Below are 16,523 nucleotides of genomic sequence, written 5' to 3'. Positions count from 1 at the left end.
TTGCCATATTTGCCATTTATTCACTCTTTAAAGGATAGAAATGGATGGAAAGTAAATGTGGATATCTTAAATCAGAGATAGAAATATCAAACCATATGCTTGTGGATAAGTTGGTTGGAATAAAAATGAAGCGTCCTGTAAGTTTACAGGACGCTTGTCTTAATCTTTTGATTTTTGACAAAATTTAAGCGTTTTTCACTTTCATCGTCCATTCAAAATTCATGGTTGTGACTACATCTCCTGCTTCGTCTGTTCCCACGCTTTGTAACCACAAAGTCACGCCTTCACGCGTGCGCAAGGTTTCTTCGATAGCGGCATTGATGAAATGACCTTGGGTACAGGTAAAGGTGATGGTGCCACGGGCTTTTTTGCTGAAATGGGCATTTTGGTTCAACACCAACATGGAAATGACTTCAGGCGCATTTTCTACGGCACGAATCACCATAGCACCTGTGGATAACTCTGCTGCCATCGCCAAGGCGGCAAAATAAATCGAGCCAAAAGGATTTTGGTTGGCATGTTGGTGTGTCATTGTGACATCGCACACCTTCTCATCCAGATTTTTGACGCGCACATCGCAAAAATGTGCAGCAGGCAATTCGGTTTTAACCACTTGATTGAAATATTCGACTGAGTGTTTTTGCATATGGGTTTCCTTTGTGATGGGGTCGATGAATCGGATTTTGTCAAACTGTGAACAGTGTAAACCGAGCGGCATTTTAAATGCTAGTTGAATGAATTAAATCATGATAAACCACTTAAAAAAGCGTCCTGTAACTTTTACAGGACGCTTTAAATGATGAAATGATTTATTGTTTTAGGCTTTGTCCGACTGTCACCACGTTCAAATCTTCGACTTTCAAACGTCGCTGCCATGCATCGCGAATTTGTTCGGTGGTCAAAGCTTGGACTTTCTGTGGATAAGTGTCTAAATAATCCAATGGCAATTGGTAAAAACCGATGGTGCTGAGCCAGCCCAATAATTTGTTGTTGGTATCAAAACGCATCGGAAAGCCGCCTATGATATTGTTTTTGGCTTGTTGCAATTGCGCTTCAGTAGGACCTTGCGCGATGTAGTCGGCCAATACTTGCTTGGTGACTTTCAAAGCTTCAGGGGCATTGGCCGCTTGCGTGCTCAAGCCTATGGAAAATGTGCCTTTTTGCGCCATCGGATTGAAATGACTGTAAGCGCCATAAGTAAAACCGCGATTGTCGCGCAATTCTTTCATCAATAAGCTGTCAAAACCGCCCGCACCCAAAGTGTAATTGCCAATCAATAGCGCAAAATAATCCACATCATCGCGGCTGATAACAGGCAAGCTCAAATCCAAATGGGTTTGGCTGGCAGGATGATGGATGTGTGTGGTTTGACCTTTGTGCAAAGGCACAGCTGCGATGTTTGGCAGTTTGAGTTTTTGTTGTGGCAAGTCTGCCAATAGTTCGGTGGCGATTTTTTGCGCTTGGGAGCGGTTTATATCGCCGACAATCGAAACCACAGCGGTGCTAGGGCGGAAATAGCGGTGGTGAAAATCAATTAAATCTTGGCGTTTGATGGCGCGAATGCTGGCTTCGTTTTCTTGTGCCCAATAACCGTAAGGATGTTGTGGATAATTCAAACGGGTCATGGCTTGTGAAGATAAAAATTGAGGATCGGTTTGGTTTTGTTTCCATCCCAATACGGCACGATCTTGTTCACGTGTTAAAACAGTCTGTGGATAAGTCGGTCGGCTTAAAATGGTTTGTCCAAGTTTTAAAGCGTCCTGTAAAGTTTGCGGCTGACTGAGGCTGCGAATGCGGATGCCCGCTTGTTCGGTGTCGCTGAAGCTGCTCACAGTGACTGCCCAATCGCTGCTCAAGCGGCGTATGTCTTCTTCATTCCATTTGCCTGCACCCATGTCCATCAAGCTGCCTGCAAAATTGGCGACACCTATTTTTTGTGCATCATCGCGGCGGCTGCCAGCATCAAAAGCCACGTTGATGTCTACAATCGGTAGCGCGTGTCGTTCGACTAGCAATACTTTGGCACCATTTTTTAAATGCCAGCTTTGAATATGCAGTTGATGTGGGTTGGTTTGAGCTATGGTAGATGGCGTGGTGGTGGTTTGTGCCAAAGCCGATTGGCTAAGCCAAGCCAAACTTAAAATGCTGATGGTGGCGATGGTTTTCATTGCGCCGCTCCTTTGCTTGACAAGGATTCAGGCTGCAAAATCACTTGGGTCAATTTGTCATCGGTTAAATATTGCGCTGCTTGTTGTACTTCTTGGGCAGTAACGCTGTTGAGCTTTTGGCGGATGGCATCTTCGTCTTGGTACGAAAAACCTTTGCTTTCTAAGTTGCCCAATAAAGACGCTTGGGCTGTAATGGCATCTTTGGCGTAAATTTCAGAAGCTTCACGCTGTGTGCGGATGCGGGTTAATTCTGCTTCGTCCACGCCATCGGTCGCAATTTTCTTGATTTCTTGCTTTAAGGCATTGATTAAGGTGGTGACATCGATGTTTTGTGCAGGTGCGCCCGATAAAATAAACAACTCATCCGAACGGCTTAACAAAGAATAATTGGCACCGACCGACAATGCAATCGGTTGACCGCGCACCAAATTTTTTTCTAAGCGACTGGCAGCATTGCCATCCAAAACGTTGGCTAAGGTATCCAAAGCATAAGGCAAGCGCTCGTCTAATGTTTTTAAGTGTGGTACTTGATAAGCCAAAGCGACCATAGGCACTTCAGATGGCGCTGAGGTTTGCGCATGGCGTGTTTGGGTTTGAATCGGCTCTTGTGGCAAAGTAGGTGGCGTAAATGTATTGGCGTGAATGTCACCAAAAGTTTGTTGGACATTTTGAATGGTTTTTTTCGCATCCACATCGCCAACAATGACCAAAGTGGCATGGTTGGGTGCATACCATTTTCGATACCATGCTTTGGCATCATCGCCTGTCATTTTGCCTAAATCAGACATCGAGCCAATGATGGGTGAACGGTTGCCACTGGTGACAAAAGCCGTTTCATACAAGGTTTCAAACAAGCGTCCTGAAGGGCTGTCGTCGGTGCGCAAGCGACGTTCTTCTTTGACAACCTCCAATTCATTGACATAATCGGCATTGCTAAAGCTTAAATTCACCATGCGATCGGCTTCCATTTTCAAGACTTCAGGCAAATGTTGGCTGGCAATGGTTTGGTAATAAACCGTTTCATCGCGGTTGGTGTAAGCATTGAGTGAGCCGCCTAAGGCGCTGATGCGTTTGGCGTATTCACCTGATGGTATGTTTGGTGTGCCTTTGAACATCATGTGTTCCAAAACATGGCTTAAACCTGTTTTGCCTGTTTCTTCATCCACGCTGCCGACTTTGTACCAAAGTTGTGTGACGACAACGGGTGCACGTTGGTCTTCTCGCACGATGATTTTCAAACCATTGTCCAAGGTGTGGCTGAGGGTTTGAGCCCAAGCACTGCTATACGATGCAGCGAGTAATAAAGCACTGCTCCAAACTTTTAGATACATGATTTATCCTTGATTTTTACGCTACAATAGCCCTTACTTAGGCATATTGTGATTGAAAGACTAAATGTTCTCCAAATTTTTCAAACGATTTAGAAAATCTGAACCGGAACAAAACGTACCGGAAACCCAGCCAGAGCACATTCAAGAGCAACTTCCTGCTGAACCACTGATAGATTCTAGCAAGGAAGCTGTGGTTCAGGAAGTTGTGGCTGAGGCGACATTGCCTGTTGAAAATATTGCTATTGAGCCTAAAGAGGCGCCCATAGTCATCCATGACGTTGAAGTGGCAGAACCGATTGTTGAGCCTGTTGTGGCGCCAGAGGTTTCTGACACTGTGTCGCCTAGCGTTACGGCATTGAGTTTTGATACGTTGGACAATCAGCCTCAGTCTGTTGTGGTAACAGAACCTGTTGTGATGGCGCAAGTGACACCAGAATCGGTTGCATTGATAGCCCAAGAGCCTGCGCAAAAAGCTGTTGAGACTGTGACCGCACCAGAAGCAGCAGTATTGCCACAGTCTGAAGTGTTGACGGAGTCGGGATTAGAAGCACCTGTACCTTTGGTAAGTGCGGCTGTTGAAATTGCAACAATACCTGAAGAAGTGGTTATGGTGGTGCCTGCGGAGGAGACTATCTCGGCTGACGAAGCAGAAAAACCAGCAGCTTTAGTGGAGGACGCCCAGCCAGCCGTACAAGGTTGGGCAAGAGGTATTGTGCCGACTAAGGTTGAAAACGTTGCGGCAACAGTTGAGCCGATAGCCTTGGCAGAGGTGCAGGATATTGCCGTGACGACTCAAGAAGCGGTGGCAGTTGTTGTAGAAGAAACAGTACCAGTATCTTCAGAATCTTCGTTCTTTACGGGCAATTGGGCAACCAATGTTGTTGAAGTAGAAGAAGCCATTATTGAAACGATTGCGCCAACGACGGCACCTGTTGTGAAGCCGGTGCATAGCAATCCTGTTAGCAATTTTGAACCCAATGAATCTGTGAGCAGTTGGACAGCACGTTTGAAGCAAGGCTTGAGCAAATCGCGTGACAAATTGGGCAAGTCTTTGGCGGGCGTTTTTGGTGGTGCGCAAATCGATGAAGATTTGTACGAAGAGTTGGAAGATGTGTTGTTGACCAGTGATATGGGTGTGGCCGCAACTGAGCATTTGTTAAAAGAAGTGCGCGAGCGTGTGAGTTTGAAAGGTTTGAAAGACCCACAAGAGCTGCGTGAGGCCTTGAAAGATGCGTTGGTTGAGTTGATTGAGCCCTTGCAACAACCATTGGAAATTCCTGCGGATGCCAAACCTTTTGTGATTATGATGACAGGTGTGAATGGTGCGGGCAAAACCACTTCAATAGGTAAATTGGCGACGCATTACCAACGACAAGACAAATCAGTGTTGTTGGCGGCAGGGGATACTTTCCGTGCGGCAGCACGTGAGCAATTGATTGAGTGGGGCGCACGCAATAATGTGACCGTGATTTCTCAAGCGACAGGCGATTCTGCAGCGGTGTGTTTTGATGCGATGCATGCAGCGCAAGCGCGTGGTACCGATATTGTCTTGGCAGACACTGCAGGCCGCTTGCCGACACAATTGCATTTGATGGAAGAAATCAAAAAAGTCAAACGTGTGATGCAAAAGTCTATGGACACTGCACCACATGAAATTATCTTGGTTTTGGATGCCAATATTGGTCAAAATGCCATCAATCAAGTGATTGCGTTTGACGATGCTTTGGGTTTGACAGGTTTGATTTTGACCAAACTCGATGGCACTGCCAAAGGTGGCGTGATTGCTGCTTTGGCAAAAACCCGTCCGATTCCAATTCGTTTCATTGGCGTGGGTGAAGGCATCGAAGATTTGCGCCCATTCAATGCGCGCGATTATGCCGAAGCTTTGTTAGGTGATTGATTAACTTTTTGAAAGCCACATCATGACCCGAAGCCGCGCGCTGTGGAACATGCATTTTGCAACGATTTTCTTTGGTTTATCTGGAGTGTTTGCTGCTTTGGTGCCCACTACTGCGGCAGCCATGGTTTGGGGGCGCTGTGCATTTGCAGTAGTGGTTTTGGGTTTGGTGTGCGCCCTGAAAAAACGTTTGCCGTGGCAAGATGTGGCAGCGAAAGAAATTGCCCAATTGCTGTTCATTGGTTGCTTATTGGGTTTGCATTGGTGGGCATTTTTTTATGCCATTCAACTTGGTGGCGTGGCGATAGGTACTTTGGGGTTTTCCTGTTTTCCTGCCGCGATTGCCATCATTGAAGCGCTCATATTCAAAGACAAAATCAGCCGTTTGGAAATGGTGTTGATTGTTCTCATCAGCATCGGTTTAATCTTAGTGGTACCCAGTTTTGATATGGGCAATTCTGGCACAGTGGGTTTGTTGTGGGGCATTTTTTCAGGCTTGGTGTATGCCGTGATTGCCGCACTGAACCGAGCAGGTGCTGCGCAACGCCAAGCCGATTCGATGCAATCTTGTTGGTGGCAATTTGCGGCGATTAGTGTGGTCAGCGCGTTTGCGATACCGCAATTGGGCAGTTTGGACATAGCAGGCTGGTTTTGGTTGGCTTGCTTGGGTGTGTTGTGTACGGGTTTGGCATATTGGTTGTTCATTGACAGCTTAACAGTCATCAGCGCACGCACTGCTGCGATGGTGATTGCTTTAGAGCCTGTATACGCCATTGCCATTGCTTGGATTTTTTTGCACGATGTGCCCACGCTGCGCATGATGTTAGGGGGCAGTTTGATCATCATGGCTGTTGTGGTGTCTGCACGTTTTAAAGCGTCCTGAAAACAATCAAAGAGGCTGACATGATACGATTTGAACAAGTCACCAAGGTATATCCTGGTGGCCATGAAGCATTGAAAAATCTGAGTTTCAAAATAGACAAAGGGGAAATGATTTTTTTGGCGGGACATTCTGGCGCTGGAAAATCCACGATTTTGAAACTCATTGCTGGCATTACCAAGCCATCAGATGGTGCGGTATGGCTCAATCAGCACAATATGGGCGATTTGAGTGACAACCATTTGGGTTTTTTACGTCAACACATTGGTATTGTGTTTCAAGATCACAAACTTTTGTTTGATCGCAATGTATTGGCCAATGTGTTATTGCCTTTGCAAATTTCGGGTAAATACAGTCATAAAGATGCGCTTAAGCGTGCCCATATGGCGATTGAGAAAGTCGGTTTGGCTGGCAAGGAAAAAGCTTTGCCTGTGACGATGTCAGGTGGCGAACAACAGCGTTTGTGCATCGCACGAGCGGTGGTTAATCAACCGACTTTGTTGATTGCCGATGAGCCGTCTGCCAATTTAGACCGTGCTTATGCTTTGGATATCATGGAATTGTTCCGTTCTTTTCACCAAGCGGGCACCACTGTGGTTATTTCCGCTCATGATGAATCTTTGATGGCAGACTACGGCCATCGCATTTTGCGTTTACAACAAGGCAGGTTAATCTAAATGAAGCATGCCATTTCCATGCACACGCAAGCGGCGTTGCGTGCGTTGAAGACATTTTTGCGCCAACCTTTTGGAACATTGTTGATTTTGGTGATGTTGGGCATTGCTTTGACTTTGCCATTGGCATTTTATTTGTTGGTGAAAAGCAATGAGCAAATATTAGGGCAATTGACCACAGAGCCGCAAATGACGGTGTTTGTGGATTTGACTGCAGATGACAGTGCTGTGCAGACTTTGCAAAACACTTTGTCGCAGCGTCCTGAATTGGCGCAGATAGAATATGTGCCCAAGCAGCAAGCTTTGGAAGCTTTGCAAGACAGTATGGGCGAGCAAGATTTGGTGTCGATTTTAGAAGAAAATCCCTTGCCCGATGCGTTTGTATTGACCTTAAAGCCTGAATACAGCCCAGCGCAAATGCAAAGTTTACAGGACGCTTTGAGTATTTTACCCAATGTAGATTTGGTGCAAATGGATGCTCAATGGATACGTACTTTGTATCAATTGAATCATTTGATTCAACAATTGGTGTGGTTTTTGGCAGTGACTTTGTGTGTGGCGTTTGTGTTGGTGGCACACAATACCATTCGTTTGCAGATTTTGAGTCAAAAAGAAGAAATCGAAATCACCAAACTTTTGGGCGCACCGTCGTCATTTGTGCGCCGTCCATTTTTATACCAAGCTTGGTGGCAAGGTTTATTGGCTTTAGGGTTGAGTTTGGGTTTGTGTGCGGTTTTGGTGCAACAAACGACACCGATGCTTAGCAGCGTGTTGGCACCTTATGGTATCAATATGGCATGGCGGTTTTTCACGCCGACTGAATTGGCAGTGTTGTTTGGTTTGATGAGCGTGTTGGCGATCGTTGGCGCGACTTTGGCAACCAGTCAACATTTGCGTCACTTTAGAGCCAAACAACATTAATAAGGCGTCCTGTAACGCCGCTCAATTGTTACAGGACGCTTGAATGAAACAATAATAAATACAAGCGTTCAGAGCTCACTGAGCGCTTTTTTAGTTGGACTTGGTATGAAAAAAACACCCATTCCCATTGTGCCTTGGCGTGCGCCAAAGCTATGGTCTTTGCGCCCCTACTCTTTGTGGGTGAGCGTGTTGTCTTTGTTTGGTTTTGGCATCGGTGACGGCTTGTTATTGCAATCACAACTGGGCAATTCACCGTGGACGATTTTTGCCGAAGGTGTGTCTTTACACACGCCTTTGTCGGTTGGTGGTGCCAGCGTACTGATCAGCGCCGTGATTTTATTATTGTGGTTACCATTGCGGATTAAGCCGGGTTTGAACACGATTTTAAATGCATTGTTGATTGCTGCTGCCATCGATTTGACCCGTTATATTGTGCCGACACCTGAATTGTTGTGGCAGCAAGTGGTTTTGGGCGTATTTGGAATTGTGTTGGCAGGCGTTTGCGGTGCGTTTTATTTGAGTGCCAATATGGGTGCAGGTCCGCGTGATGGTGTGATGGTGGTATTGAGTGCACGTTATCATTGGCAAGTCAGTCACGTGCGTACGGGAATTGAAATTTTTGCCTGTTTAAGTGGTTGGATGATGGGTGGTAATTTGGGTTTGGGTACGGTGTTGTTTGCTTTGTTGATTGGTCCTGTTTTGGGTCAAACTTTGAATTGGTTTTCCAAGCGTTATCCACAAAACCATGAATGAATTATCAGCGTCCTGTAAAAAAACCTCCCTTTTGGGGAGGTTTTTAAGTTGAGGTTATGACATTTCAGAGCGTTTAAAGTGGCGAGGTCTGAAGCCTAGTAAACCTAAAACCAAGAAATACACGAAGATGCCAAGACCCACTAAGCCAAACAATTGCACACAACGTATCCAGCCTGAGGCATACCAATCGAAGTAATAAAAGGTTTGAGCGTATAGCAAAGCCCACAATACGCCACCCATGGCTGAGACTGCGACGATGACTTTTAGCAAAAAGGATTTCCAACCTGCTTTGGGTTGGTAAAAACCTGTGCGGCGCAACAATACATACAATAAACCTGCATTCAAACAAGCACCTAAACCAATGGCCAAAGCCAAGCCTGCATGTTTATAACCTTCAGCAAACAGATTCACAAAGATTAAGTTCATGATTTGGGTCATAACCAATGTAAAAATGGCGATTTTGACAGGAGTTTTGATGTTTTGGCGTGAGTAAAAACCAGGTGCCAAGACTTTTACCATAATCAAACCCACCAAGCCCACGCAATACGCTATCAAGGCCCATTGCGTATTGACTGCATCCAAGGCGCTAAACTGGTTGTACATGAACAAAGTGGCCACCAGTGGGAATGCTAAGACAGCCAATCCTACCGCAGCTGGTAAAGTCAATAATAGGCACAAGCGCAATCCCCAATCGAGCAAGGCAGAAAAATTCTGTGTGTCTTGATTGGCGGCATGTTTCGATAGCATTGGCAATAAAATTGTCCCCAATGCTACACCCAAAACGCCTGTGGGTAACTCCATTAAGCGGTCAGCGTAATACATCCACGACACCGAACCTGCGACCAAGAAGGATGCAAAAATGGTGTTAATCACCAAAGAAATTTGTGATACCGATACGCCCAAAATGGCTGGGCCCATATTGATTAAAACCCGTTTAACCGCTTGGTCTTTGAAATTGATTTTCGGCATTTTCAAAAAGCCCAATCTTGCCAAAGCAGGCAATTGAAAGCCCAATTGCAAAATACCACCTACAAATACCGCCCATGCCAATGCCAAAGCAGGGGGATCAAAATAAGGTGTGAAAAACAAAGCGAAGACGATGAATGAAATATTTAAAAAAGTGGGCGTGAACGCGGGAATGGAAAATTGGTGGTAAGTATTTAAAATACTGCCAACCAAGCTCGACAGTGAAATCAGCAAAATATATGGAAAAGTGATTTGCAACATGGTTGTGGCCAAGGCAAATTTGTCTCCGTCAGTGCCAAATCCGGGTGCCGTCACATAAATAATCCAAGGTGCTGCCAAAATACCGATGGCTGTGACAATGACCAGCACGAAACTGAGCAAACCTGTGATGTGTTGTACAAATGCTTTGGTCGCTTCTGGTGAACGAGTTTGACGATACTCCGCCAAGATGGGCACAAAAGCTTGTGCAAAAGCGCCTTCGGCAAAAATACGGCGCAATAAGTTGGGCAATTTGAAGGCTACAAAAAAAGCATCTGTTGCCATGCCTGCACCAAACATACGCGCAATAATGGCATCACGAACAAACCCTAATATCCGTGAAACCATCGTCATACTGCTGACTTTAGCTAATGTTTTTAATAAATTCATTGTGATACACAGTACAAGTTAAAGAAGAAATGAAAAACGAGAGTGTACACTTTAAGTTAAAAAATGGGTGTATTGAATTGACTTAGTGAACTATTATGAATTTAGAATAGTCTGCTTGAATATTTTTTGACTTGTTTGTTTGGACGTAATGCGTTGCTAAAAATAAACAATATTGACACTTAAGATAAAGGAGTCATGATGAGCTGGTCTGACGGATATCATGTAGAAGCGGAATATACTTCTGGCTATTACAAAGAATTAAGCCCAACAATGCAACGTTTTTCTGCGTTGCTTAATGGTTATGATTTGCCTCCAGTGGGTCCCAATGATGCACATATGGAGTTGGGTTTTGGTCAAGGGGTGAGTATCAATATTCATGCTGCGGTGCAGCCTGGATTTTTTATTGGTAACGACTTCAATCCTACTCATGCTGCACATGCGCAGCAACTGGCATTGGCTTCAGGGGCGCATACTCAATTCAGCGATGAGAGTTTTGCCCAATTGGATGCCAGAAGTGATTTGCCTATGTGTAGCAGTATCAGTTTTCATGGTATTTGGAGTTGGATTAATGATGAAAACCGCCAACACATGTTGAATCTGATTCAACGTTGTTTGAAACCCGGTGGAGTGGTTTACAACAGCTATAACATTCTTGCAGGTCATGCGGCATTTATTCCGTGGCGCAATATGATGGTGAATCATTTCAACAGCCAATCAGGTCCTGCATTACAGCGAATTGAAGCGACGTTGGCATATATTGCTGGAATTTTTGAAAAAAACCCGCAATTGTTAGAGCAAAATCCAAGTTTGAAAAACTCTTGGGGTCGTGTGGTCAATGCCAATCGCAATTATTTGTTGCATGAATATTTTAATGCAAACTGGGATTGTTTCACTTTACACCAAGTGGCGGACTTGATGTCTGAAGTGAAATGTCAGTTTATTGGCGGCATTAATAACAATCAATACATGAATCATATTCATCTGAATCCTGCTGCATTAGAGCAAGTTTCAAACCAGCCTAATATTTTAGAAGCGGAATCTTGGCGTGATGTTTTGGTGGGCAATACTTTCCGTCGTGATTTGTATGTCAAAGGTGGTCGTCGTTTGTCACAAAGTGAGATTGTGGCACGTTTGAAAAACTATCGTTTTGTGATGGCTGTGAATGTGGATAAGTTTGGCAGCAAGCTGTATTCAGAAAGCGATGGACGTGAATTCAGTCAAGATTTGTTTGAGCCGATTCGAAATCTTTTGGCTCAACAAGATTATCGACCTAAATCGTTTCAAGAGTTGTTGGATGTCACAGACTTGAACAAATATAACTGGTCAAACATCTTACAAATTCTTTTGTTCAAGATAGACAGTTCACAATTGCATGTGTGCGCAACGCATGAAGTCAGCAATGAGCTGGTGACACAAGCACGAAATTTAAATACGGCTTTGTTAAAAGAACTGGATTACAACATTGCCAATGTTTATCTTGCTTGTCCAACGACAGGTTCTGGCTTGGTATTGGATTTTGCTTATGCTTGGGCTTTGCGAGTATGGATAGAAGATATCAATGCCAATGACCAAGTGATTTGCCAAAGAATCTGGCAATGTTTACAAGCCAATAATCGCTTTTTGATTGATAAAAATGGCAATCAATTGAATGATGAAAAAGCGACTTATGCATTTTTAAAAGAAATCATTCAAGACGCACATCAATTATTGCCAATTTGGAAACAATTGGGTGTGATTTAAACAATACTTTGTGATGTTATAAGTTAAGGGACGAGTGATGAATTGGTCTGATGGTTATAATATTGACGTTGAATATACATTTAAATATTTCGCTTATCTCAGTCCAGTTTATCAAAGGTTTGCCGCGTTGCTGAATGGTTATGACTTACCGCCAGCTTCGGAAGATGCTGTGCATATGGAGTTGGCGGTAGGACAAGGATTGAGTATTAATTTTCATGCGGCCTGTAATCTAGGTTCTTTTATTGGCAATGATTTTCATCCTAGTCATGCTTTACATGCACAGCAATTGGCGGCAAGAAGTGGTTTAAAAATTGATTTGACCGATGACAGCTTTGAACAGATGCTGAATCGTCCAGATTTACCTATGTGTAATAGCATTAGCATTCATGGTGTTTGGAGTTGGATTTCTGATCAAAATCGCCTGCATATATTGAATATTATCAAGCGTTGTCTTAAGCCCGGAGGTGTGGTTTATAACAGCTACAATATCAATGCAGGGTCTATGATTTGGAAGCCGTGGCGAGACATGATGAAGCGTTTTTATGATTGTCAAAAAGGCAGTGAAATCGATCGTTTTGAGGCAACCATTCAATATTTTAAAGAGATATTTGATAAAAATCCTCATATCATGCAAGACAATCTGGCTTTACAAAATAAGTGGAATCATATGACGAGCGTTAGTCAAGACCCGCATTATTTGTTACAAGAGTATTTTAATGAGTATTGGGATAGTTGTGATACATCTGAAATGGCAGCCTATTTTGAAGAAGCGAAATTAACACTCATAGGTCCTGCAAATTGTGGGCATGTTTGGAAATTTTTGGAGTTTTCAGGTGATACATTACAGTTCATGCTCAATCAGACCAGTCCTTTATTGTATAGCTCTTGGCGTGATTTGTTGTTACGTACTTCATTTCGAAGTGATTTGTATGTCAAAGGTGGTCAATTTTTATCCGAGCAGGCTATTTTTGCAAAGTTGAATTGTTATCGCTTTGTGCTGACGGTACCTGCTAAGGAGCTTAAAAATAATATATTTCAATCTGATTATGAATATGATGAAGAGGTATTCAAGGCTTTGCAAGAGACTTTTTCAGCTCAAGATTATGAGCCTAAAACATTTTTACAATTGTATGAATCGGTCAAAGCATTGGGCAGCAGTCAGACGGATTTATTGATATTTTTAGTATCTAAAATGCAGGTAGGTCAAGTGCAAGTTTGCGCATCAAAAGTGAATCAGACATTGTTTGTGCAATCACAAGCATTAAATAAAGTTTTATTAGAATCAGATGATTATCAATTTAAAACAGATACTTTAGTCTCCCCAGTCACAGGACAAGGTGTTTTGGTTGATTGGAGTCATAGAGTGGTATTGCAGCTTTGGTTAGAAGACATTCATATGGCTGATGACGTTGTTTTGACTCGGTTCATAGCGCAATTACGCCGAAATAAAAAGCAATTTTTCAATCTTGATAAAACCATATTGTCACGAGAAGATGAGAAAACTTTTTTCTTGGAACATATTTTACCTTACGCTAAATCGTATGTGCCCATTTGGCGACAATTGGGTTTGCTGTAAAGTGTGCTGGTTTAAAAAACAAAAACCTCCTTATCGGGAGGTTTTTTTTGCTCAAATATCGCGTTTATGCCCAATTTGTTTATTAATGCAATATGATTGATAATCAAGATGTTAACCTATTCCTTCATGGCGATTATGCTGCTTGATGATAGGTTTTCCACAGACTTATCCACAGATTTTGATGGCATGCACATCACAATAAGTGTCCTGTAAATGTATTAAGAGGCATTGCGTGTTTGTGGATAAGTTTGTGGATAATATTTGTCAGCCACATTTTTATGTGAGCGCAAGCGGCTTTTGAAAGAGTTGGCACCCAATTGTTGTAGCATCGGATTATTCGGGTCAGCCTCAGGTCCAAGAGCCAATTGCTTTAACTCTGTGGATAAGTTGAGTAAAGTCACATGGCTGTTCAGATTTGGTGCCAAGAAGTAAGCAATGGAATAACGGTCTTGCTGTCCTTGTGGCGTGATTACGCGATGTACATTTGCACGCAAATAGCCATTGGTTGCCAATTCTAAAATCTCACCAATATTAATCACAAAAGCGTCCTGTAAAGGTGGAACATCTATCCAACCTTCATCGGTTTGCACTTGTAAGCCACCGACTTCATCTTGTAGCAACAAGGTTAAAATATCAGTATCTTTGTGCGCCCCAACGCCTTGCGCATCGGCTTGTGCAGCAGAAGCAGGGTAACGCACCAATTTCAATAAATGCACAGCAGGATCGGCAATCAAATCATCCAAAGCGTTTTCAGGCTGCCCCAACGCCACCAAAAATGCCCGTAGCAACTTGATGGCTACTTGGCGCAAAGTGTGTTGATAATCCAAAACCGTTGATTTGAATTCAGGCAAAGCGGTTGCATCTGGCCACAAATTGGGTCCTTGTAAATGTAACCATGGTTTGTCTTCTGGAATATGTTCCAAAACTGGCAATTCTGCCCCTAAATCAATTTGTTCGCGATGATCGGGTTGATTGCGGGTGATTTCTTCTTTGCTGCCGGTATAACCTCGAAATTGCGGTGAATGTACCATGTTCAAGCGATTTTTTTGTGCTTGTGGCAAGTCGAAAAAAGCCCGAGCTTGTTGTTCCATTTGACGGATTTGGGCAAGATTAACACCATGACCGACCAAATAAAAAAAGCCGATATTTCTGGCAGTTTGGCGCAATTCGGTATAAAAAGCCGCACGTTCTTCAGGATGATCCACTTTACTTAAATCTATAACAGGTAGTGTATTTTTCATGGTGACAGTCTTCATCAATTCAGGTAAGTTTCAAGTGTGTTTTAGTATAGCTTTACTTTGAGCAAGGCGACAAAGAACCCATGTTCATATGAAAATAACCACATCTTTTGTGATTGATTAGAAGGAAGAGAAATGACCACTCAAGCATACGCAGATATCAACCAACAATATATCAATGGCCAATGGCGTGATGGTGCATCTGCAAGCCGTGCCGATAACACCAATCCGTACACACAAGAAGTGATTAACACCATTCAATTGGCGAACCAAGAGGATGTGAATGATGCTTACCAAGCGGCCAAAAATGCTCAAAAAGCTTGGGAACAAACCTTGCACAATGAACGCACCGCTTTGGTGAATCGCGTGGGTCAAATTTTGCAAGAACGTGCTGGCGAAATCATCGATTGGATTATTCGTGAATCGGGCAGTACTCGTTTGAAAGCGATGATTGAATTGGGTGCGGCGCAAGGCATTACAGCGGAAGCAGCGACCTTTCCTACTCGTATGGTGGGTGAATTGTTACCTTCTAATATTCCCAATCAAGACAGTCGTTATTACCGCCAAGCTTTGGGTGTGGTCGCTGTGATTAGCCCATGGAATTTCCCATTTCATTTGAGCATGCGCTCGGTGATTACAGCGATTGCTTGTGGCAACAGCGTGGTATTGAAGCCTGCGAGCGACACACCAGTGACAGGTGGTTTGTTGCTTGCGAAAATTTTTGAAGAAGCGGGTTTGCCGGCAGGCGTTTTGAACGTGGTGGTGGGTTCAGGTCGTGAAATTGGCGATTATTTTGTAGAGCACAAAACACCAAGCATGGTTTCGTTCACCGGCTCGACCGATGTGGGTAAACGTGTGGGCGCGTTGGCAGTAGGTGGTCGCTATATCAAGCGTGTGGCTTTGGAATTGGGTGGTAATGCGCCGTTGGTGGTGTTGGATGATGCCGATATCAAGCAAGCGGTAGACATCGCAGTGATGGGTCGCTTCTTACACCAAGGTCAAATTTGCATGAGCACCAACCGTGTGATTGTGGACGAAAAAATCCACGATGAATTTGTGGCAGCATTGATTGAAAAAGTGAAAACCATTCGTTATGGTAATCCTGACAGCATGGAAACGTTTGTTGGTCCTATCATCAACCAATCACAATTGGACAGCTTGAAAAACATCATCGCCAAAGCACATGCGCAAGGTGCGCAATTGGTGGTCGGTGGTGAGATTGAAAACAATGTGTTGCCGCCACACGTATTCATCAATGTGGATCCTCAATCGGATTTGGCCAAAGAAGAAAGCTTCGGTCCTGTTTTACCTGTCATCAAAGCGCGTGACGAAGCGCATGCTTTGGAATTGGCGAATGACACCGAATACGGTTTGTCCAGTGCGGTTGTGACCAGCAATCACGAACGCGGTGTACAGTTTGCTTTGGGCATCGAAGCGGGTATGACGCATGTGAATGATATTTCTGTCGATGACCAAGCACATGCACCATTCGGTGGTGAGAAAAACTCAGGTTTGGGGCGCTTTAACGGTCATTGGATTTTGGATGAATTCACTCGCACGCATTGGGTGACTGTTCAAACCCAACCACGTCCTTACCCAATTTAAGCGTTTTATTTTTCATTTATTAGAGATGAAATGATGTTTCAAGCGGCCTGTAAAGTTTACAGGACGCTTTTTTAATGACTGCCATTGTCATAATATGATTGTTTGCCATGGCTATGAAATGGAATT

General features: G+C 43.8%; 13 protein-coding genes. 8 read left to right on the top strand and 5 right to left on the bottom strand.

Annotation, left to right across the window (positions count from 1 at the left end; translation table 11 throughout):
* Nucleotides 1-184: 184 nt before the first annotated feature.
* The 3 genes from ADP71_RS11280 to ADP71_RS11270 all read right to left on the bottom strand — a co-directional run bounded on the left by ADP71_RS11280 (nt 185) and on the right by ADP71_RS11270 (nt 3,499).
* Nucleotides 185-646 carry a DUF4442 domain-containing protein gene (locus tag ADP71_RS11280; protein WP_019958599.1) on the bottom strand — a complete coding sequence of 154 codons (462 nt, stop codon included), beginning with the start codon at nt 644-646 and terminating at the stop codon, nt 185-187.
* A 163-nt stretch (nt 647-809) separates the two neighbouring features.
* Entirely contained in the window at nt 810-2,168 is a 1,359-nt protein-coding gene (locus ADP71_RS11275) for a M16 family metallopeptidase (protein WP_104932199.1), read from the bottom strand.
* A complete protein-coding gene (locus ADP71_RS11270; RefSeq protein WP_104932198.1) occupies nt 2,165-3,499 on the bottom strand; it encodes a M16 family metallopeptidase in 1,335 nt (444 codons plus the stop codon). Before ADP71_RS11270 ends, ADP71_RS11275 begins: the two co-directional genes overlap by 4 nt.
* Before the next feature lie 64 nt (nt 3,500-3,563).
* Here ADP71_RS11270 and ftsY point away from each other — a divergent pair, with 64 nt between their 5' ends.
* From ftsY to yczE, 5 genes are all read left to right on the top strand, one after another.
* Complete coding sequence (ftsY, locus tag ADP71_RS11265; protein WP_171461160.1) at nt 3,564-5,399, top strand: signal recognition particle-docking protein FtsY; 1,836 nt, start codon at nt 3,564-3,566, stop codon at nt 5,397-5,399.
* 22 nt (nt 5,400-5,421) lie between these two features.
* On the top strand, nt 5,422-6,279 hold the full coding sequence (locus ADP71_RS11260) for a DMT family transporter (RefSeq protein ID WP_019958603.1): 858 nt from the start codon (nt 5,422-5,424) through the stop codon (nt 6,277-6,279).
* Nucleotides 6,280-6,299: 20 nt separating this feature from the next.
* Nucleotides 6,300-6,953, top strand: coding sequence for a cell division ATP-binding protein FtsE (locus ADP71_RS11255; protein ID WP_019958604.1), 654 nt, complete (start codon nt 6,300-6,302; stop codon nt 6,951-6,953).
* Nucleotides 6,954-7,871 (top strand): permease-like cell division protein FtsX, encoded by a 918-nt coding sequence (gene ftsX / locus ADP71_RS11250; RefSeq protein ID WP_104932197.1) that lies wholly within the window; start codon nt 6,954-6,956, stop codon nt 7,869-7,871.
* A 105-nt stretch (nt 7,872-7,976) separates the two neighbouring features.
* Nucleotides 7,977-8,624: a membrane protein YczE gene (gene yczE, locus ADP71_RS11245; RefSeq protein ID WP_019958606.1), complete on the top strand. Its 648-nt coding sequence runs from the start codon at nt 7,977-7,979 to the stop codon at nt 8,622-8,624.
* Nucleotides 8,625-8,678: 54 nt separating this feature from the next.
* On the opposite strand, the gene murJ is transcribed toward yczE, so the two are convergent.
* Nucleotides 8,679-10,238 (bottom strand): murein biosynthesis integral membrane protein MurJ, encoded by a 1,560-nt coding sequence (gene murJ / locus ADP71_RS11240; protein ID WP_026353593.1) that lies wholly within the window; start codon nt 10,236-10,238, stop codon nt 8,679-8,681.
* 195 nt (nt 10,239-10,433) lie between these two features.
* Here murJ and ADP71_RS11235 point away from each other — a divergent pair, with 195 nt between their 5' ends.
* A complete protein-coding gene (locus ADP71_RS11235; protein WP_171461159.1) occupies nt 10,434-11,978 on the top strand; it encodes a class I SAM-dependent methyltransferase in 1,545 nt (514 codons plus the stop codon).
* Nucleotides 11,979-12,015: 37 nt separating this feature from the next.
* Entirely contained in the window at nt 12,016-13,554 is a 1,539-nt protein-coding gene (locus tag ADP71_RS11230; RefSeq protein WP_171461158.1) for a class I SAM-dependent methyltransferase, read from the top strand.
* Between the two features lie 218 nt (nt 13,555-13,772).
* Here the strand turns inward: ADP71_RS11230 and ADP71_RS11225 are convergent, their stop codons facing one another.
* A complete protein-coding gene (locus tag ADP71_RS11225; RefSeq protein WP_104932189.1) occupies nt 13,773-14,795 on the bottom strand; it encodes an isopenicillin N synthase family dioxygenase in 1,023 nt (340 codons plus the stop codon).
* A gap of 132 nt (nt 14,796-14,927) precedes the next feature.
* Here ADP71_RS11225 and ADP71_RS11220 point away from each other — a divergent pair, with 132 nt between their 5' ends.
* Nucleotides 14,928-16,397, top strand: a complete 1,470-nt coding sequence (locus tag ADP71_RS11220) for an aldehyde dehydrogenase family protein (protein ID WP_019958611.1) — start codon at nt 14,928-14,930, stop codon at nt 16,395-16,397.
* The last annotated feature ends 126 nt before the right edge of the window (nt 16,398-16,523 follow it).

It is taken from the genome of Vitreoscilla sp. C1, from assembly GCF_002951955.2.
GTDB lineage: Bacteria > Pseudomonadota > Gammaproteobacteria > Burkholderiales > Neisseriaceae > Vitreoscilla > Vitreoscilla stercoraria.
Note: the sequence above shows the minus strand (reverse complement) of the source record. Positions and strands in the feature narration are given on the sequence as shown.